The following is a 17680-nucleotide window of genomic DNA, read 5'->3' on the forward strand; positions in this document are numbered from 1 at the left end:
GCCGCGCGGCGGCGTTCCGGCCAGGTCCGGCGAGGTCTTCCGCACCCCGGCTACCCAGTGGTAACTTCCCGGCATGTCCATCGACGGTCGTTTGTCCGGCCGGCTGGCCGGCAAGGTGGTGCTGGTGACCGGGGCGGCCCGGGGCATCGGCGAGCACACCGCCCGCCTCGCCGCCGCACGCGGCGCCCGGTTGGCACTGGTCGGGCTGGAACCCGACCGGCTCGCCGCGCTCGCCGCCGAGCTGGGCCCGGGACACGCCTGGTTCGCCGCCGACGTCACCGACCAGCAGGCGCTGGCCGAGGCGGTCGACGGCACCGTGGCGGCACTGGGCGGGATCGACGCGGTGGTCGCCAACGCCGGGGTCGCCAACCGGGGCACGATCGCCGTCGGCGACGTCGAGGCGCTGGTGCGTACCGTCGAGGTCAACCTGATCGGGGTGATGCGCACCGCCGCGGCGACCGTGCCGGCGCTCGTCGACCGGGGCGGCTACCTGCTGATCGTCTCCTCGGCGGCGGCGTTCGCCGCGCTGCCCGGCATGGCCGCGTACTGCGCCTCCAAGGCGGGCGTCGAGCAGTTCGGCAACGCGGTCCGGCTGGAGCTGGCGCACCGGGGGGTGGCGGTCGGCACCGCCCATCCGTCGTGGGTGGACACCGACCTGGTCCGCGAGGCGCGCGCCGATCTGCCGGCCTTCTCCACGGCCCTGGCGAAGCTGCCGTGGCCGCTGCGCCGCACCACCACCGTGACCGAGTGCGCCGAGGCGTTCGTCCGGGCGATCGAGCGCCGCAGCCGCCGGGTGTACGTGCCGCGCGCCGTAGCGGGCGTGCAGGCCGTGCGGTCGGTGCTGGTCAGCCCGCTGGCCGACCGGCTGGTGGGCCGGACCGCCCGGGCCACCGTGCCGCTGATCGAGGAACAGTCCCGGGCGCTGGGCCGGGGCTTCGGCGCCAGCACCCCGCGGGCGCGGTCGTGACCACGCCGGTGGACGTCGTCTACGAGCGGCGGGGCGCCGGACCGCCGCTGGTGCTGCTGCACGGCATCGGTCACCACTGTGGCGCCTGGCGGCCGGTGCTGGACCGCCTCGCCGAGGCGCACGACGTCATCGCCGTCGACCTGCCGGGCTTCGGCCGCTCCCCGGTGCCCGCCGCCGGGCTGCCCGCCGACATGTCCGGCCTGGCCGCCGCCATGGCCGAGCTGTTCGCCGCGTTCGGGCTGGAACGCCCGCACGTCGCGGGCAACAGCCTCGGCGGCGCGATCGCGTTGGAGCTGGCCGCGCTCGGCGCGGTCACCTCCGCGACCGCCCTGTCACCGGCCGGCTTCTGCACCGCACGCGAACTGCGCTGGGCGCTGACCGTGCTGTCCCTGCACCGCAACGCGGCCCGGCTGCCCGAGCCGGTGCTGCGCCGCCTGTTCGCCGCGCCCGCGCTGCGGATGCTGGCGATGGGCATGATCCTGGCCCGGCCGAACCGGATGGCGCTCGACGACGCGCTCGCCGACGCCCGCGCGCTGCGCCAGGCACGGGCGTTCCGCGCCGTCGCCCGCGCGGGCCGGGGGTACGCCTACGCGGGCGCGCCCACGGTGCCGGTCACGGTGGCCTGGGGTACGCGGGACCGGATACTGCCCTACCGGCAGGCGGCGCTGGCGCGTACCCGGCTGCCCGCCGCGCGGCACCTGGACCTGCCCGGCTGCGGGCACGTGCCGATGCACGACGATCCGGAACTGGTCGCCTCGGTCATCCTCGGCACCACAGGTGTCCGGCCGGCCTGACGTCCCGGGCGGCGCCGCCGTGCCGCCTCACTCGGTCGCGCCGAACGGGAACGTGTGCACGTACCGCATCGTCCAGCCACCGGGCGACGCGTGGTCGTCGCGCTCGTAGAGATGGTCGGCCACACCCTCGGCCGGTTCCTCCGGATGCCGCAGCACCCACCGGGGCGGCGGCGCGCCGCCCGGACCGGCTGGCAGATCCCGGGTCAGCTCGTCGGCCGGTCCGCCGACGAACCGTACGCGCACCAGAGCCACCGCCGCCCTCCGTCCGTCGAGTCCCCCGCCGCGAAGCTACCCCGCCGGAGCGGCGGCCCCCGGCGGTTTGCACAGCTCCGGGGCCGGGTAGCGGGACCGGAGGGCACACCGGACGAGGCGAGGAGTGGGCGATGAGGACGCTGGGCGGGCGGTACGAGCTCGAACAGCGAGCCGGCCTGGGTGGCATGTCGGAGGTGTGGCGCGCGCACGACCGCGTGCTGGACCGTACCGTCGCGGTGAAGCTCATCTCCCCCGCGCTGGACGGCGACGCCGGCTCGGTGGACCGGATCCGGGCCGAGGCGCGTTCGGCGGCGCGGCTGGTGCACCCGAACGTGGCCAGCGTGCACGACTTCGGCACCGCGACGCTGCCGGACGGGCGGCCGGTGCCGTACATCGTGATGGAGCTGGCCGAGGGCGAGACCCTCGCCGCGCACCTGCGTGGCGGGCCGCTGGACTGGCGCATCGCGGTACGGGTCTGCGCCGAGGTGTGCGCCGCGCTGGCCGCCGCGCACGCCCACGGCATCGTGCACCGGGACGTGAAGCCCGCGAACGTGATCCTCACCCCGTGCGGGGTGAAGGTGCTCGACTTCGGCATCGCCACCCCGGCCGGCGCACCGGACCACACCCCGGACGGCGTCGTGGTGGGCACCCCCGCGTACCTGGCTCCGGAGCAGCTCGACCGGCAGCCGGCCACCCCGGCCGCGGACATGTACGCCCTCGGCGTGCTGCTGTACTACTGCCTCACCGGTGAACTGCCGTACGAGGCCGCCAGCACCACACAGCTGCTCGGGTCGCGCCGCCGCCGGCCGCCCCGCCCGCTGCCCGACGTGCCCGGCCTGCCGGGCGAGGTGGCCGAGCTGTGCCGGAGCTGCCTCGACGCCGACCCGGGTGCCCGGCCGACCAGCCCGATGGCCGCGTTGCTGCTGGCCGAGGCCGTGGACGCCCGGGTCTACGTGCCGATGACGGCGATCCTGCCCCGGCAGCGCGTCCCGCAGGTGTCGCCGTGGACCAGCCGGGCCGCCGCCGAGGCCACCGAGGCGATGGCCGTCGACGCCGCGACCAGCGGCCGGGTCGGCTGAGCGCTCCTACTGCCGGCCCGGGCACGGTTTCGCCGCCGCGGGTCCGGGAACGCGGGCCGGTGAGTGACGGGAGGAACGCGATGCCGGATCCGAGTTCCTGGCTGGCCGAGACGGCCACGGCGACCGCGGCGGGCGGTCACGTACGCACCGATGACGGCGGGCTCTCCTCCGCCCTGGCGTCCCCGCTGGCGCCGCACTGCACCGGCCTGACGCCGGAGCAGCTCCTGGCCGCGGCGTTCGCCTCCTGCCTGCACCACGCGGCGGTGGAGGCGGCCGGGGAGATCACCGACGAGGCGCACACCGTGCAGGTGACCGCCGAGGCGAAGCTGGGCCGCGACGACGACGGCCGCTACCGGGCCGACGTGCACGCCGAGATCTCCTCGGCGGGACTGACCCGCGAACAGCTGGCCGACCTGGTCGCGTACGCCGACCGGCTCTGGCCCTTCTCCAGCGGCGACCCGAGCCGGCACCGGCTCACCGTGACCCCGGCGGAGAACGGCCGGCACTGAGCGCTCACCAGCGGAAGCCGGCGGTCACCGCGCGGTGGTCGCTGGCCGGGGTGTGCAGCACCCCGGCGGTGGCCGGGGTCAGCCCCCGGTAGAGGACGTGGTCCGGCCGGGTGACAGGCAGTTCCGCCGGCCAGGTGAAGCCGAATCCCTGCCCGGCCTCGGCCTGCGCGTCGCCGAGCAGCCGGGTCAGCGGGTCGAAGACCCGGTCGGTGGTGGCGGTGTTCAGGTCGCCGAGCACCACCAGCCGGTCGGACCGGTCGGCGCGCACCGCGTCGGCGAGCGCGGCGACGGTCTGGTCCCGGGTGGCGGTGTGCCCGGCCCGCGCGGACCCGAGGTGGACCACGTACACGGTCAGGTCGCCCCGGGGCCCGGCGACCACGGCCCGCAGCGCGCGGTCCCAGCCCAGCCCGGTGTCCACGCCGTGCGCCTCACGGATCGGCCACCGGCTCCACAGCGCGACAGTCGACACCACCGCCCGGTGCGGGTAGCGCCCGGCCAGCGCCGACGCCACCCGGTCGCCGTCGGCGACCTCCTGGAGCCCGATCAGGTCCGGGGCCTCGCCGGTGAGCGCGCCCAGCGTGGCGGCCGGGTCGGGGTTGCCCGCACGCAGGTTCTGGCTGGCCACCCGGACCGTGACGCCGTCCGCGGCGGCCGCCGGGGGCAGCCACGCGCGCCCGTAGAGCGCCGCCCACACCAGGGCCGGCAGCAGCACCGCCAGCAACGCCGCCCGGGAGCGGCGCAGCAGCGCCACGAGCGCGAGCAGCGGTACGGCGACGCCGAGCAGCGGGGTGACGCTGTCCACCAGGCTGCCCAGGCCGTGTACGTTCGGCACCGCCCGGTGCCCGGCCAGCAGCAGCGCGAGCAGCACGGCGCAGGCGATGACGAGGGCGCCGCGCCGGCTGCGGGGGCCGGGCGGGCGCTCGTCGGCCATCCGCTGCGTCACCGTCGGAATCGTAGCGAGCGCCCGGGACGCCGCGCGGCGGCGTGCCATGATCCACGAGGCTCCGGTGCGGGCGCCGCCGGATCGCCGGGGGTCGATCCGGCGGGTCGGCGGACCGCCGGCGGGCGCGGGCCGGCCGACCACGGCACCGTCGGCCGAACGGTGGAGGTGCGCGTCAGTCGCCACCGGCGCCGCCGAACGCCCGTTTCGTACTGCCGAAACCGACATAGGCATTCTTTCGGGTACGCACCATTAGCGCTTCTCATGATCGGCAGTACCTAATGTCGCCCGCCAATGCGGCGGATTGTGGCGCATGCCACCAATCACCCCGATGGCAACGGCCCGCAGGCTTTCTAGCCTCGGCGGGTGCATCCCGACGAGTCCGATCATCAGCCGCTGCCCGCCAACCGCCCGGTTCGCCGAACGATTGACCCGGCATCAGCCGAACGGCGGGTGGGACGTCACCGTGCCCCGGAACCGCCCCGGCGCGGCCCGTCCCGGACCGTGTCCGGCCGGGTCGCGGTGGCCACCGGCGTCACCTGCTGCCTCGGCCTGATCGGCGTGGCGGGCGTCGGCGAGAGCGGCCCGGCGCACCTGGAGGTACGCGAGGCGGTCGCCGACCGGGCCGCCGCCGAGCAGCGGGCCTCCCGCGACTTCACCCGGGTCGCGCCACCGGCCGCCGCGGCCCTGCCGCCGCCGGCTCCCACGCCCAGCACGGCCCCGGCGACGACGAAGCCGCCGCAGAAGCCGGTACGCGCGCAGCGCCCCCGCCCGGTCGCCGGCCTGGACCAGCGGCAGATGGACAACGCCAAGGCCATCGTCGACGTGGGACGGGACATGAGGATGCCCCGCCGGGCCATGGTCGTGGCGGTGGCCACCGCCATGCAGGAGAGCGACCTCTACAACCTGGCCAGCGACGCGCTGCCGCAGTCCTTCGACCACCCGCACCAGGGCAGCGGCTCCGACCACGACTCGGTCGGGCTGTTCCAGCAGCGGCCCAGCAGCGGCTGGGGCACCGTCGCCCAGCTCATGCGACCGGCGTACGCCGCCCGCGCCTTCTACGCCGCGCTTCGCGAGGTGCCGGGCTGGGAGGACATGAGCGTCACCGCCGCCGCCCAGGCGGTGCAGGTGTCCGCCTACCCGGACGCGTACGCCCGGCACGAGAAGCGCGCCTCGACGGTGGTGGCGGCGCTGGTCTGACCCGGGTCAGGCGGCGCTGCGCCCGGTGCCGGCGGGCCGCACGCTCGCCGCGGCGGCCGGGGTGTCCACCGGCACCCGCTCGCCCCGCGCACCGGCCAGGATCTCGTCGATCCGGGACTCCCGGCGGCGGCGGGCCAGCAGGGCCGCCTCGAACTCGCGGCGCGCGCGCACCGCCTCGGCGTACGCCTCCTCCCGCAACCGGCGGGCCTCCTCGCGGGCGGCCTCCAACTCGGCGCGGGCCGCCGCCAGCAGCTCGGCGGCCTCCCGTTCGGCCGGCGAGGGGCGCGACGCGCCCTCCTCGACCGGGGCGGTACGACGGTGCAGGAAGTCGCACAGGTGCAGGGCGTCCGACCGGATCTGGTCCCACTCCCGGCCGGCCCCGGCGGCGCCCTCCGCTCGCGCCGCCAGCCGACCCAGCCGCAGGCTCAGCTCGTCCAGGCAGGCGTCGACCTGCCGCCGGTCGTAGCCGGCCTCCACCACCGAGAACCTCATGCGTCGCCCCCCAGGCAGCCGGTACGTCCCCCACCTGCCGATCCTGCGGGTCGGTACGCGCCCGGCGCGGCCGTTCCCGCAAAATGTTCAGGATGCGGGGGCCCGGACTCCGCGCCCCTACTGGTGCTTCGGGAGCACGACCACCCGGCCGAAGAACTCGTCGATCCGGCGCACCACGTCGTTGAAGTCGTCCAGGTCGATCGGCTTCGTCACGTACGCGTTCGCCTGCAACGTGTAGCTGCTGACCACGTCGGTGTCGGCGTTGGAGGTGGTCAGCACGACGATCGGGATGGTCCGCAGGCTCTCGTCACCCTTGACCTCGCCGAGCACCTGCCGCCCGTCCATCCGGGGCATGTTCAGGTCGAGCAGGATCACGTCCGGGCGCTGCGCCTCGGCGTGCCGGCCCTCGCGGCGGAGGAACTCCATCGCCTCCTGGCCGTCGGCGACCACGTCGATGACCTTGTCGACGTCCGAGTCGGCGAGCGCCTCCTCGATCATCAGGACGTCACCCGGGTCGTCGTCCACCACGAGGATGCGAACGGGGCTGGGGCTGGTCTGACCCATCGGGTTACCTGCTTCGTGGTGAGGAGGGCGCCCGGCACACGGCCGGCTGCTGGCGGGGAAATGTACCGGATCAGGAGGCGGCCGACGCGGTCGGGTCGACCGTGTCGCGGTCGTGGTGGAGCACCTCGGCCAGCCCGGTCACCTGGAGCACCCGGGCGACCCGGCCGGTCGCCCCGGTGAGCCGCAGCCAGCCGCCGTCGGCGGCGACGAGGTTGTCCCCGCGGACGAACGCCGCGATGCCGGTGGAGTCGCAGAACGTCAGGCCGGTGAGATCGAGCAGCAGCTCGCGCCGCCCCTCGGCGACCAGCCGGTCGATCGTCGAGTTCAGCTCGCCGGCCGTGCTGAGATCGAGTTCGCCGGCCAGCAGGAGGCGGGCGCCGCCCCCGTCCCGCTGGGCGTACGTGACGGTGAACGTCACAGTGGCCCCTCTCGCTCCCACCGCAGGCGAACCCTTGCAGTGGTGCAAGTATATGCGACGGCCAGCCGCGGGCCCGTCAGCGGCCCGCCGCCGACAACCCGCCCACCAGGGCCCGGCCCCGGTCGAGGAAGGCGGCCGCGCGCGGGAAGTCGCGAAGCTGGTGTCCATAGTGCTCCAGCGTCAACCCCACCGCGCCGGCCGGCACCCCGCGGCTGACCAGGATCTCCACCAGCCACTCGACGAAGCCGGTGAACAGCGTCGCGTCGTCCACGTAGAGCGCCGCGGCCAGGAAGTCCACGATGTAGCCGAGGTCGCTGATCGTGGAGTCGAGCTGCGCGGGGGTGTAGTCGGCGGTCGACGGCACCCGCTCCCGCAGATCGGCCAGGGCGCTGTCGATCAGCTCGCCGCGCCGCTTGACCAGGCTGGCGTACTCGTCGTCGGCCAGGTGGTCCAGCCGCGCGGGCGGTGTCTCGCGCAGCGCCCGCTCGTCGGCCACCAGATCCGCCGCGGCCGGCGCGTCGGGCGCCCAGGGCACACCGAGCACGCGCGCCCAGCGGCCGTCGTCGCCGAAGCCCCGGCCACCGACCACCACCGGCACGTCGGAGCGGCGGCACGCCTCCACCATCCGGTGGGCGTGCGGCAGCCGCATCGGCAGGGCGCAGGCCAGCGCGACCGCCTCCGCGTCGTAGCGGTGCAGGTAGGACACCAGGTGCGCGGCCGGGACGCTGGCGCCCAGGAAGATCACCTGCCAGCCGCGCAGCCGCAGCACCTCGGCCACCAGCCGGGCCGGCAACGCGTGCCACTCCCCGTCCATGCAGGCCATCACGATCCGCCCCCGGGTCGGGCGCGGATCGGCGTACGCGGCCACCGCGGCCACCACCCGCTCGCTGATGTGGGTCGCGGCGTGCTCCTGGGCGACGCTCCACTCGTTGCGGGCCCAGCGTTCACCCACCTCGGCCTGGGCCGGGGCGACCAGGTCCAGCAGCACCCGCTCGGCCGGCACGCCCGCCTCCAGCAGCCCACGCGCCACCGCCACGGCGGCGGCCTCGTCGGCGTCGGCCAGGCACTCCAGGTAGCTGGCGAAGGCGTGACCCGGGTCGGCCTCCACGGTCGGCACTGTCACGCGGACAACTCCCTCGGTCGTTCGGTCCCGGCCGGATCCGGCACAGCGTGCAGGTGTCGCGGCGCGCGACCGGCCGGACCGGTGGCCCGCAGCGCCAGCACCGCGATGTCGTCGTGGTCGCCGTGCGCGAGCCAGTCGCAGGTCACCTGCTCGATCCGCTCGGCGAGCGCCGGCGCGGGCATCCGGTGGCAACCGGTCACGGCGTTGAGCAGCCGCTCGGCGCCGAACTGCTCGTCACCGCGCCGGCCGCCGCGCGCCTCGGTCACCCCGTCGCTGTAGAACAGGCAGGTCTCCCCCGGCGCCAGGTGCACCGTCACCTCGCCGATGCGGGGATCGGGCACCACGCCGATCAGCATGCCGCGCAGCGGCACCACCTCGACGTCGCCGGACTCCCGCAGCACCAGCGGCGGCAGGTGCCCGCCGCCGGCCAGGGTGAGCGTCAGGCCGCCGTCGCGTTGCGGCCGGGCCACGCCGAGCACCATGGTGGCGAACCGGCCCTGCCCGTGCGCCTGCGTGGTCTCCAGCAGCGCGTCGTTGAGCAGCTTCAGCAGCCGCCCCGGCTGGGTCTCGACCCGGTGCAGCGCCTGCAGGCACTGACGCAGCTGGCCGGTGAACACGGCCGCCTCCACGCCCTTGCCGGACACGTCGCCGAGGAAGAAGACCGAGCCGCCGTCGGCGAGCCGGTGCGAGCCGTAGAAGTCGCCGCCGATGCGCAGACCCGCCTGCGCCGGCCGGTACGCGGTGCCCCACTGCACGCCGGTCGCGGCGGCCGGCTCGACCGGCAGCAGGCTGGCCTGCAACGTGTCGGCGACCTCGGCCTGGTCGCGGTAGAGCATGGCGGTGGTCAGCGCCGCGCCGGCCCGGGCCGCGAACGCGCGGACCAGGTCCACGTCGGCCTCGTCGTACCAGCGGTCGGCACGCCGGACCACCAGCAGCGCACCGGCCGGCGCCTCCCGGCCGGGCAGCGGCACCACCCGCGCGGTGGCGCCGGAGGCGTCCAGGCCGGGCAGCCAGCCCGCCTCGGCGGCCTGCTCGACCAGCCAGTCCAGCTCGTGCGGCTCGGTGCCGGCCAGGCCCGCCTCGATGGCCGCGGGAAGCGCCGGGGCGGCCAGCATCCCGCTGTCCACGACCGGCGCCCGGTCGTCCGCGCGTACCGCCCGCCACCAGCGTGCCCGGCCGGAGCGCGGGGCGAGCACGAGGACCGCCACGTCGGCAGCGGTGGGCACCGCCAGGCGCACCACGGCGGCGGCGGCGCGATCCGGGTGCAGCGGATTGCCGAGCTTCTCGCCGACCACGGCGAGGAAGGCGGATCGGGCCCGCTCGGCGAGCAGCGCGTCGGCCCGGCTGACGATCTCGGTGACGTCGTCGACGTACCAGCAGCGGCGGCGGTGGGACAGCGCGACCGGCCGTACGCGCAGCCGGCGCCCGTGGTGGGTGAACTCGGCCGGGCTGTCGCCGCGCAGCGGGGCCGGCCCGGCTGCGGCCAGCAGCTCGCCGGGGGTCACCTCGGGGATCAGCCGCTCCGCGACCGGGCTCACGTGCTGGACGACGCCGTCGGCGTCGCACACGACAAGGCCCTCGCGGAAGTGCTCGACCACCTCGGACCAGTTCGGCACGGTGAGGTCGCGGTCGGCTGCCAGCGGCGGCAGGGCGGACGGCACCGGCGCGGCGGAGGACCACGCCGGGGCCCGTGCGGCGCTCGGCGTGGAGATCCGTCCGTCGCCCGGGTCGGCACCCCTGACGTCGGCAGCAGTCACCAGCTGAGCCCCACTCTCCTCGTCGACACCCGGGGGCGCCGGACCTGGCGCCTGTGGTCACGTCTCACCGACCACCCTACGCCGGTGTGCCGGGACCGCCACCCCGCGGCGCTGCCGGCCGGCTCGCGCGTCCAGCGAGGTGAGGCCGCTGTTGTTACGATCCTGTCAATCCCGGCCCGGCCGGCAGCCCGCGGAAAGGCGTGACGTGGTTCCTCAACGGAGAAGGCCCGAGGCGAGCCCGCTGAGCGTCTCCGTGGACCGCTCCGACCCGGCCGTCCCGGTCGTCGTCGTCGGCGGCGACCTGGCGTACGCCACGGCGGCCCCGCTGCGCGCCGAGATCGACCGGCTGCTCGCCGGGTGCCCCGCGACGCTGGTGTTCGACTTCGGCGACCTGCAGTTCATGGACAGCACCGGCCTGTCCGTGATCGTGCACGCCTGGCGGGAGGGCCAGCAGGCGGGCACCGCCATCGAGCTGCGTGCGGTCCCGCGCTTCCTGGAGACCATCCTCGACCTGACCGGCGTCACCGGCCTGCTCGAGCGTTCGCCGGTCGACGACGCGCCCGGCCGTCCCGCGCCGGGATCGACCGCGTCCGCGTGACCCCGGGGGTTTCCCGGCCGGGCCCGGCTGGGAACATGGACATGTGCCCTCCCAGATGTTGACCATCGAGGTGGACCGGCTCGGCGCCGGTTCCGCCCGGGTGCGGCTGGCCGGGGAACTGGACTTCGACACCGCGCCCGAGCTCGTCGACGCCGTGGCCCACCTGCGCCGCGAGGGTCACCAGGAGTTGGAACTCGACTTCGCCGGGGTGGACCTCTGCGACTCCTCCGGCCTGAGCGCGCTCGTGGTGATCCACCGCGCCGGCACCGGGGCGATCCGCCTGCTGCACCTGAACCCGCAGATCAAGCACCTGCTGGACCGCACCGGCCTGGCCGAGTTGCTGGCCGCCCCGCCGCGCGACCTGACCCGCGGCGCCCGCGAGGTCGGCTGACCCCCGCGAAGCGGGCTGACCAGCCGGTGGACAGGGGTGGCCCCCGACCCTGGGACCAGGGGCCGGGGGCCGGGAGGAAGGCTCAGGCGGCGGGCGCGGCCTGCCGGTGCGGCGTGACCGGCGCCTCGACGTCCTCCGGAGCACCGGAATCGGGCGTCTGGAACAGATAACGGACGAAGTCCCCGCTCATGTCGTCGTCGTCCGCTCCGGGCCACTGCCCGACACAGTCGACGCCGACGACCTCGCGTCCGCTGCCGTCGTGCTGCTCCAGCAGCGCCCACAGGGTCACCGGGTACGAGCGGGTGGCGTCCGGGCCGATCCGCCAGCGGGCGTACCAGCCGGGACGGGCGGGGACGATCTCCACGATCCGTTTCATGTCGACCTGCCCTTCCGCGTGCGTCGGAAGTTGTCCGGTCCGTCCGAGCCTGCCGCCCGCCAGGGTGAGCACTCCTCACCCGCAGCGAGTGAAGCGTCCGCCGGGCGGTCCGCCGTTACCTTCCCGCCAGCGCCGGGAACGCGATCGGCGCAAGCGCAACCGACCCAGGAACGAGGTGCGACGATGCGCAAGCAGATGGAGGGCGACAACCAGCGCCGCCGGACCCTGGCCCGCGAGGCCCGCGAGCGAGGGCGGCGGCCGAGCCAGACCGGCGCCAGCCTGAGCGCGTCCAAGCAGGTCACCTCGCTGGACCAGCACGACCGGTCCGGCCCGCCGCCGGCCGGACGGCACAAGCCGGACAGCACCCGGGGTGGTCCCGCGCCGCCGCCGGTCGCCGTCGCGGAGCGTCCGCGCCCGCTGCCGGACCCGGTGCCGTCACCCGGAGTCTCGATGGGCTACCGGGATCTCGTCGACGACGTGAGCCGGCGCGCCGGGGTGGACTTCCGCGAAGCCAAGGTAGCGGCGGAGGCCACCGTGCTGGCCCTGGCGCGGGCGCTGGACGAGGCGGAACGGGAGCGGCTGCTGGAGGCGGTGCCGCTGACCCTGCACGACGTGGTGCCGGTGCACGGCATGGAACGCCGCCGCGACCTGCCCGGCTTCCTGGCCGAGGTCGGCCGGTACAGCCGCCTCACCCCGGAGCAGGCGCGCTACCAGGCCGAGGCGACGCTCGCCGCGCTCGCCGAGGCCGACGCGGAACTGGTCGAGTCGCTGCGCGTACCCGACGGGTTGCGCGACCTGCTCGGGCCGACCGACTTCGGCGGCGGCCTGGTGGGCGCGTCCTCGGCCACCGCGCCGCTGACCGAGGCGGAGCTGCGTGACGCGCTCGCCACGCTGCCCTACTGGTCCAGCGACAGGCGGTCGCTGGTGCGCACGATCGAGCTGCCCGGCGGCAACCTGGACCGGGTCCTCGACCGGCTGGACCGGCTCAAGTCCGACGTCGGACGGTCGCCGCAGATCGGGCGGCCGGACCCGGACAACGCCGTGCTGACCGTCCGGACCCAGCAGGTCGACGGCGTGACCGCGGCGGACGTGGACCTCGCGCACCGGGTGGACGCGGCGATCGACGAGGCCGGCGCCGGGATGGCGGCCGGCTGAGCCGGCGGCGGAACGGCCCCGGTCCCACGCGGGCCGGGGCCGCCCGCGACCGCGCGGTACCGTGTCCCGCCGTGGATCACGACGACACCGAGACCCTGGAGATCGTGGTGGACCCGGCCCGTCCGTCCGGGCGCACGCTGCTGGCCGACGGGGTCGAGCAGTCGTACGTCGACGTGGCCGACGCCCGGTACCTGCACTTCGAGTACGTGCGGCGGATCGCCGCCGCGATCGACGTGGCCGCCCCGCGTGGCGCGGCGCTGTGCGCGCTGCACCTCGGCGGCGGCGCGCTCACGCTGCCGCGCTGGATGGCGAGCACCCGGCCCGGTTCGGCGCAGCGGGTGATCGAGCGCGATCCGGGCGTGGTCGAGCTGGTCCGGCGTAAGCTGCCGCCCCTGCCGCCCGCGGTGGTGGTGGCGCTCGGCGACGCGCGGGAGGCGGTCGCCGAGGCACCGTCCGGGACGTACGACGTGGTGGTGGCCGACGTCTACCGGGCGGCCCGGATGCCGCCTCAGGTGGCGGCGGTCGAGTTCGCGGCGCAGGTGGCCCGGGTGCTGCGCCCGGACGGCCTCTACCTGATCAACCTCACCGACCTGCCGCCGCTGGCGCACACCCGGGCGCAGGTGGCCACGCTGCGCGCGGTGTTCGCCGACGTCTGCCTCATCGCCGACCGGCGGATGCTGCGCGGCCGGCGGTACGGCAACGTGGTGCTCGCCGCCTCGCCCGCGCCGGACCGTCTCCCGGTACGCCGGCTCGCCAACCGCGTCGCCGCCGACCCGGTGCCCGGGACCGTGCTGCACGCCGCGACGCTCGACGCGTTCGCCGCCGGCGCCCACCCGGTCACCGACGCCGACCTGGGCTGAGCCGGTTTCCCCTGGGGTGCGGCGGGTAGCCGCGCCGGATGAGCGCCGCCGACGACCGGTCCACCGCGCGCCGGACGCTGATCGTGATCGGTCTCGTCCTCGCGACGGTGGTCGCGTTGGCGCTGGTCTGGGCCACCCGCCGGGTGCTGGTGTGGGGGCTGGTGGCGGTGTTCTTCGCGGTCGCCCTCAAACCGCTCGTGGACCGTCTCGAACGCCGGGTACGCCGCCGGGCGCTGGCGACCCTGCTCGTCTTCCTGGCCGCGTTCGCGCTGTTCGCCGCCCTCGGCGCGCTGATCGTGGTGCCGCTGGTGGACGAGGTGGGCCGCTTCGCCGACCGGGTGCCGGACCTGGTGCGCGAGGCGCAGGCCGGGCAGGGGCCGGTCGGGCGGCTGCTGGACCGCTTCCACCTGCTCCGGTACGCCGAACCCGGCCGGCTGCGCCGGTACGGCGCCCGGCTCGGCGACCCCACGGTGGGGGTGGTCCGCAGCGTGGTGCAGGCAGTCGCCGCCCTGGTCACCGTGGTGGTGCTGGCATACCTGATGGTCCTGGAGGCGCCGCGGATCGTGGCCGCCACACTGCGCTTGACAGGCGACGGCACAGCGGCGCGGCTGCGGCGCATCGGGCGTGACTCGTCCCGGATCGTCACCGGCTACCTGAGCGGCAACCTGCTGATCAGCGTGATCTGCGGCGGCCTGACGTTCCTCGTGCTGTTCCTGCTCGGTGTGCCGTTCGCCGCGGTGATCGCGCTGGCGGTGGCCGTGTTCGACCTGATCCCGCTGGTCGGCGCCACGCTCGGGGCGACCGTCGCGGCCGGCGCGGGGTTCCTGCACTCCCCCACCGCCGGCCTCGTCGTGCTTGTCTTCTTCGTGGTCTACCAGCAGGTGGAGAACCATCTGCTGCAACCGGTCATCATGGCCCGCGCGGTCCGGCTGAACCCGTTGACGGTGCTGGTGAGCGTCCTGCTGTCGGTCGAGCTGGCCGGCCTGGTGGGCGCGCTGCTGGCGATCCCGGCGGCGGGCATCGTCCAGGTGCTGCTGCGTGAGTTCGTCCCGGCCGGGCGGCAGGCCCTGCCGCAGCCCGCCGACGGCGATCCGGCCGAGCCGCCCGACACAGGTCCGGCCGGTAGCGCCAGAACACCCGAACGGCCGCCGGCCGGCGGGTGAGAGCCGGCCGGCGTACGGGCGGCGCTCAGTGGCGGCGGGCCAGTTCCGGTGACTCGCTCTCCAGCGGCACCGCGTTCGCGGGCACCAGGCCGAGTTGCACGGCGGGGCGGGGCAACGTCGCGTCCAGCGCCCAGTCCGCCGCGACGCGGGGCCGGTTGCCCGGCATGGCCAGCAGGTGGTAGCCCCGGGTGACGGCCTTGGCGGGCAGCCCTGCGAGCGGCACCTTCAGCGGGTTCGCCGCCGCGTCCTTGCCGCCGAGGTCCACCACCCAGCCCAGGTCGTGGTGCTTGTACGACTTGCGCTCGCCCTGGCCGTACGAGGCGGCGATGTTGTGCGCGGCCAGCTTGCCCTGCCGCTGGGCGTGCTGCGCGGTCATCGCGCACACCTGCCCGGGGCGGGTCGGGTCGGGCACGGCGGCGGCGTCGCCGCAGGCGAACACATCCGGGTAGCCGGGGACGTTGAGGAACTCGTCGACCACCAGCCGGCCCTTCTCGGTGCGCAGGCCCAGCTCGGCCACGAACGGGTCGGGGCGTACGCCGACGCACCAGATGAGGCTGCACGTCGGGACGTACTCGCCGTCGGTGAGCATCACGCCGTCCGGGGTGGCCTCGGCGACGGAGGTGCCCATCCGCACGTCAACACCGCGTTTGCGCAGCACCCGGTCGGCGGTGACGGACATCCGCCGGTCCAGTTCGGGCAGCACCCGGGGCGCCACGTCCAGCAGCATCCAGCGCGGCCGGACCTTCAGGTGCGGGCGCTGGGCCATCAGGCGGTCGGTGAACAGCTGCCCGTGCGCGGCCACCTCCGTACCGGTGTAGCCGGCGCCGACCACCACGAACGTGGCACGGGCCCGCTGCTCGGCCGGGTCCTCGGTCAGCTCGGCCAGCTCGATCTGCCGGACCACGTGGTCGTGCAGGAACAGCGCCTCGGGCAGGCCACGGAAGCCGTGGGCGTACTCGGTCACGCCGGGGATGGGCAGCAGCTTGTTGACGCTGCCGACGCTGAGCACGAGACGGTCGTACGCGAGCTGCCCGTGCTCGCCCTCGACCGAGCGGTAGCCGACCCACCGGTTCTGCAGGTCGACCCGGTCCGCCTCGCCGACCACCACGCGAACGCCGTCGAGCGTGCCGGCCAGCGGCACGGCGATCCGGGTCGGCTCCACCACGCCGGCCGCCACCTCCGGCAGCAGCGGCAGGTAGAGGAAGTAGTCGGTCGTGTTCAGCAGGACGATCTCGGCCCGGTCGCGGGCCAGCCGGCGCAACGTCTTGGCCGCGTGGTACCCGGCGAACCCGGCCCCCACGATCACCACACGTGGTTTCGTCATGCCTTCTGCGGTTCCCGGGCAGACCTGCGACAAACGTGCCCATGATCCATCCATCGGCAGCTATATGGACATTCCACGCGAGCGGCGCGAGGATGCCGGGATGGGAAACCACGAGACCGCCGAGGGCCGGCCCACAAGGCCCAGCCGGCGTACCTTCCTCACCGCCTCAGCGGCGGCCACCGCCGCCGCCGTCGCGACCCCGCTCACCGCCGCCCCGGCCGCCGCCGCGACCGGCGCTCCCCCGGGTCCGGGCCGCCCCGCCCGGCCGCAACGCCCCGGCCGCGAGCTGACCGCGCTGCTGCGCGAGATCGACAGCCGCCGGATCGAGGCCGTCGTGCGCCGGCTCGCCGCGTTCGGCACCCGCCACACCCTGTCCAGCCAGACCGATCCGGTACGCGGCATCGGCGCCGCCCGCGACTGGATCCACGCCCAACTGTCCGGGTACGCGGCCGCGTCCGGCGGCCGGATGACTGTCGAACTCCAGTCGTACGTGCAGCAGCCCGCCTCCCGCATTCCCGAGCCGACCACCATCACCAACGTGGTGGCGACCCTGCGCGGCGACGTCACACCAGAGCGGGTGTACGTCATCACCGGCCACTACGACTCCCGTGCCACCGACGTGATGGACGCGGTCAGCGACGCACCCGGCGCCGACGGCAGAAGGTGCTGCCGGTCGGCGACGTCACCGAGGTGACCATCGACCTGTCCAAGGACAACGTGTTCTTCGGCGTACGCGCGGTCGACCGGGCCGGGCACCGCAGCCCGGTCGCCTTCCCGAAGCCCGGTAGCTGAGGCCGCTCGGTCACCGTCCCGGCGCCGGGTCCGCCCGGTCCGGGGCGGTGATCGCCCAGCGTTCGTGGTCGCGCCACGCGCCGTCGATGAACAGATAGTCCGGGGAGAACCCCTCCAGCCGGAAGCCGAGCCGTCGCGCCAGCCGCTTCGACGGCTCGTTGCCGGGCTGGATGTTCGCCTCCAGCCGGTGCAGCCCCAGCGGCCCGAACGCGTACCCGATCACCAGCCGCACCCCGGCCGAGGCGTGCCCGGTCCCGGCGTACGGGCGGAACGCCGCGTACCCGAGGTAGCCGCCGCGCAGCGCGCCCAGCACGATGCCGCTGATGTTCGCGTACCCGGCGATCTCGCCGCTCTCCCGGTCGCAGAACAGGAACCCGGAGCTGTCCCGCCGCCGGATCTTACGCAGGTACGCCGCGTACATCTGCGCGTCGTCCGGCGCTGACAGCCACGGATGGTGCAGGTCGCGGCTGCGCCGGGCGGCGGCGACGAACTCCGCCTCGTCGGCGGGGCGGGGACGGCGGATGGCGACGCGGCCGTCGCTGCGCAGATATCGCACCGCTCCACTCTCGGCCACCGCCCCTGTCCCGCCCCACCCGGGATGCACTCCACCCGCCGCCCATTCCGGCGGACCGCGACCGCGTGACCGCCTCGCTCCGGAGCCAGCCCGCAGATCTTGGTAGGAAACGGCCCCATAGGGGCCCTTTCGTACCAAGATCTCGTCAGTTCCTGTCATGTGGCCTGCGGATCTCGCTTGTTGGGAGCAGGTCCTGCCGTTCGTGTCTACGAGCGCCCGTTCGGCGAGGTCTGCGAGGTCCGCGCGGGCCTGTCGGGCTAGGGCGTGTTTCATAAGCCGGTCAGAGCCACTCGCAGATGATGGTGATGGTCAGGACGGCCTGGAAGCGGACGGCTAACTTGTCGTAGCGGGT

General features: G+C 75.2%; 21 protein-coding genes. 11 read left to right on the forward strand and 10 right to left on the reverse strand.

Translation table 11 applies throughout. The annotated features are described in order from the left end of the window. The first annotated feature begins 73 nt into the window (after positions 1–73). Both AB0B20_RS25120 and AB0B20_RS25125 read left to right on the forward strand, forming a co-directional pair. Entirely contained in the window at positions 74–967 is an 894-nt protein-coding gene (locus AB0B20_RS25120; protein ID WP_357384109.1) for an SDR family oxidoreductase, read from the forward strand. After that, the gene (locus tag AB0B20_RS25125; RefSeq protein WP_357473938.1) at positions 964–1761 is read left to right on the forward strand and encodes an alpha/beta fold hydrolase; all 798 of its coding nucleotides are present in this window, start codon (positions 964–966) and stop codon (positions 1759–1761) included. Before AB0B20_RS25120 ends, AB0B20_RS25125 begins: the two co-directional genes overlap by 4 nt. Before the next feature lie 27 nt (positions 1762–1788). Here AB0B20_RS25125 and AB0B20_RS25130 read toward each other — a convergent pair whose 3' ends face one another. Beyond that, complete coding sequence (locus AB0B20_RS25130) at positions 1789–2013, reverse strand: hypothetical protein (protein WP_357384105.1); 225 nt, start codon at positions 2011–2013, stop codon at positions 1789–1791. A 131-nt stretch (positions 2014–2144) separates the two neighbouring features. Between AB0B20_RS25130 and AB0B20_RS25135 the strand changes: the two genes are divergently transcribed. After that, on the forward strand, positions 2145–3092 hold the full coding sequence (locus AB0B20_RS25135; protein ID WP_357384103.1) for a serine/threonine-protein kinase: 948 nt from the start codon (positions 2145–2147) through the stop codon (positions 3090–3092). Positions 3093–3172: 80 nt separating this feature from the next. Then, positions 3173–3601, forward strand: coding sequence for an OsmC family protein (locus tag AB0B20_RS25140; RefSeq protein ID WP_174531207.1), 429 nt, complete (start codon positions 3173–3175; stop codon positions 3599–3601). A 4-nt stretch (positions 3602–3605) separates the two neighbouring features. On the opposite strand, the gene AB0B20_RS25145 is transcribed toward AB0B20_RS25140, so the two are convergent. Next, a complete protein-coding gene (locus AB0B20_RS25145; protein WP_357473941.1) occupies positions 3606–4544 on the reverse strand; it encodes an endonuclease/exonuclease/phosphatase family protein in 939 nt (312 codons plus the stop codon). Positions 4545–4994: 450 nt separating this feature from the next. On the opposite strand from AB0B20_RS25145, the gene AB0B20_RS25150 reads away from it, so the two are divergent. Continuing rightward, positions 4995–5741: a hypothetical protein gene (locus tag AB0B20_RS25150; protein ID WP_357384098.1), complete on the forward strand. Its 747-nt coding sequence runs from the start codon at positions 4995–4997 to the stop codon at positions 5739–5741. Between the two features lie 6 nt (positions 5742–5747). Here the strand turns inward: AB0B20_RS25150 and AB0B20_RS25155 are convergent, their stop codons facing one another. The 5 genes from AB0B20_RS25155 to AB0B20_RS25175 all read right to left on the reverse strand — a co-directional run bounded on the left by AB0B20_RS25155 (position 5748) and on the right by AB0B20_RS25175 (position 10095). Further along, the gene (locus AB0B20_RS25155) at positions 5748–6233 is read right to left on the reverse strand and encodes an ATPase (RefSeq protein WP_357473944.1); all 486 of its coding nucleotides are present in this window, start codon (positions 6231–6233) and stop codon (positions 5748–5750) included. A gap of 117 nt (positions 6234–6350) precedes the next feature. Beyond that, positions 6351–6797 carry a response regulator gene (locus tag AB0B20_RS25160; protein ID WP_357384094.1) on the reverse strand — a complete coding sequence of 149 codons (447 nt, stop codon included), beginning with the start codon at positions 6795–6797 and terminating at the stop codon, positions 6351–6353. A gap of 70 nt (positions 6798–6867) precedes the next feature. Further along, a complete protein-coding gene (locus tag AB0B20_RS25165) occupies positions 6868–7215 on the reverse strand; it encodes an STAS domain-containing protein (RefSeq protein WP_357384092.1) in 348 nt (115 codons plus the stop codon). Positions 7216–7291: 76 nt separating this feature from the next. After that, complete coding sequence (locus tag AB0B20_RS25170; protein ID WP_357384090.1) at positions 7292–8338, reverse strand: cobalamin-dependent protein; 1047 nt, start codon at positions 8336–8338, stop codon at positions 7292–7294. Then, entirely contained in the window at positions 8335–10095 is a 1761-nt protein-coding gene (locus tag AB0B20_RS25175) for a PP2C family protein-serine/threonine phosphatase (RefSeq protein ID WP_357384088.1), read from the reverse strand. The genes AB0B20_RS25170 and AB0B20_RS25175 overlap by 4 nt, the downstream gene beginning before the upstream one ends. Positions 10096–10348: 253 nt before the next feature. Here AB0B20_RS25175 and AB0B20_RS25180 point away from each other — a divergent pair, with 253 nt between their 5' ends. Together AB0B20_RS25180 and AB0B20_RS25185 are read left to right on the forward strand one after the other, a co-directional pair. Then, entirely contained in the window at positions 10349–10693 is a 345-nt protein-coding gene (locus tag AB0B20_RS25180) for an STAS domain-containing protein (RefSeq protein ID WP_357384086.1), read from the forward strand. 43 nt (positions 10694–10736) lie between these two features. Then, complete coding sequence (locus AB0B20_RS25185; protein WP_357384084.1) at positions 10737–11084, forward strand: STAS domain-containing protein; 348 nt, start codon at positions 10737–10739, stop codon at positions 11082–11084. 82 nt (positions 11085–11166) lie between these two features. Here the strand turns inward: AB0B20_RS25185 and AB0B20_RS25190 are convergent, their stop codons facing one another. After that, the gene (locus tag AB0B20_RS25190; protein ID WP_357384082.1) at positions 11167–11460 is read right to left on the reverse strand and encodes a hypothetical protein; all 294 of its coding nucleotides are present in this window, start codon (positions 11458–11460) and stop codon (positions 11167–11169) included. Between the two features lie 183 nt (positions 11461–11643). Between AB0B20_RS25190 and AB0B20_RS25195 the strand changes: the two genes are divergently transcribed. The 3 genes from AB0B20_RS25195 to AB0B20_RS25205 all read left to right on the forward strand — a co-directional run bounded on the left by AB0B20_RS25195 (position 11644) and on the right by AB0B20_RS25205 (position 14638). Continuing rightward, a complete protein-coding gene (locus tag AB0B20_RS25195; RefSeq protein ID WP_357384080.1) occupies positions 11644–12615 on the forward strand; it encodes a DUF2267 domain-containing protein in 972 nt (323 codons plus the stop codon). A gap of 71 nt (positions 12616–12686) precedes the next feature. Continuing rightward, positions 12687–13475 carry a fused MFS/spermidine synthase gene (locus AB0B20_RS25200; RefSeq protein WP_357384078.1) on the forward strand — a complete coding sequence of 263 codons (789 nt, stop codon included), beginning with the start codon at positions 12687–12689 and terminating at the stop codon, positions 13473–13475. Between the two features lie 38 nt (positions 13476–13513). Continuing rightward, the gene (locus AB0B20_RS25205) at positions 13514–14638 is read left to right on the forward strand and encodes an AI-2E family transporter (RefSeq protein WP_357384076.1); all 1125 of its coding nucleotides are present in this window, start codon (positions 13514–13516) and stop codon (positions 14636–14638) included. A 25-nt stretch (positions 14639–14663) separates the two neighbouring features. Here the strand turns inward: AB0B20_RS25205 and AB0B20_RS25210 are convergent, their stop codons facing one another. Further along, on the reverse strand, positions 14664–15962 hold the full coding sequence (locus AB0B20_RS25210) for an NAD(P)/FAD-dependent oxidoreductase (protein WP_357384074.1): 1299 nt from the start codon (positions 15960–15962) through the stop codon (positions 14664–14666). 100 nt (positions 15963–16062) lie between these two features. Between AB0B20_RS25210 and AB0B20_RS25215 the strand changes: the two genes are divergently transcribed. Next, entirely contained in the window at positions 16063–16656 is a 594-nt protein-coding gene (locus AB0B20_RS25215; protein ID WP_357473949.1) for a hypothetical protein, read from the forward strand. Positions 16657–16764: 108 nt separating this feature from the next. Here AB0B20_RS25215 and AB0B20_RS25220 read toward each other — a convergent pair whose 3' ends face one another. Further along, positions 16765–17310: a GNAT family protein gene (locus tag AB0B20_RS25220; RefSeq protein ID WP_357384070.1), complete on the reverse strand. Its 546-nt coding sequence runs from the start codon at positions 17308–17310 to the stop codon at positions 16765–16767. Between the last annotated feature and the right edge of the window lie 370 nt (positions 17311–17680).

This window comes from Micromonospora sp. NPDC049151 (genome assembly GCF_040648395.1).
Classification (GTDB): Bacteria; Actinomycetota; Actinomycetes; order Mycobacteriales; family Micromonosporaceae; genus Micromonospora.

Bases quoted from the DNA above. Each gene is read 5' to 3' on its own strand.
- AB0B20_RS25140 (WP_174531207.1), top strand. From the start codon at position 3,173: ATGCCGGATCCGAGTTCCTGGCTGGCCGAGACGGCCACGGCGACCGCG.
- AB0B20_RS25155 (WP_357473944.1), bottom strand. From the start codon at position 6,233: ATGAGGTTCTCGGTGGTGGAGGCCGGCTACGACCGGCGGCAGGTCGAC.
- AB0B20_RS25205 (WP_357384076.1), top strand. From the start codon at position 13,514: ATGAGCGCCGCCGACGACCGGTCCACCGCGCGCCGGACGCTGATCGTG.
- AB0B20_RS25215 (WP_357473949.1), top strand. From the start codon at position 16,063: ATGGGAAACCACGAGACCGCCGAGGGCCGGCCCACAAGGCCCAGCCGG.
- AB0B20_RS25210 (WP_357384074.1), bottom strand. From the start codon at position 15,962: ATGACGAAACCACGTGTGGTGATCGTGGGGGCCGGGTTCGCCGGGTAC.
- AB0B20_RS25190 (WP_357384082.1), bottom strand. From the start codon at position 11,460: ATGAAACGGATCGTGGAGATCGTCCCCGCCCGTCCCGGCTGGTACGCC.
- AB0B20_RS25120 (WP_357384109.1), top strand. From the start codon at position 74: ATGTCCATCGACGGTCGTTTGTCCGGCCGGCTGGCCGGCAAGGTGGTG.
- AB0B20_RS25195 (WP_357384080.1), top strand. From the start codon at position 11,644: ATGCGCAAGCAGATGGAGGGCGACAACCAGCGCCGCCGGACCCTGGCC.
- AB0B20_RS25135 (WP_357384103.1), top strand. From the start codon at position 2,145: ATGAGGACGCTGGGCGGGCGGTACGAGCTCGAACAGCGAGCCGGCCTG.
- AB0B20_RS25160 (WP_357384094.1), bottom strand. From the start codon at position 6,797: ATGGGTCAGACCAGCCCCAGCCCCGTTCGCATCCTCGTGGTGGACGAC.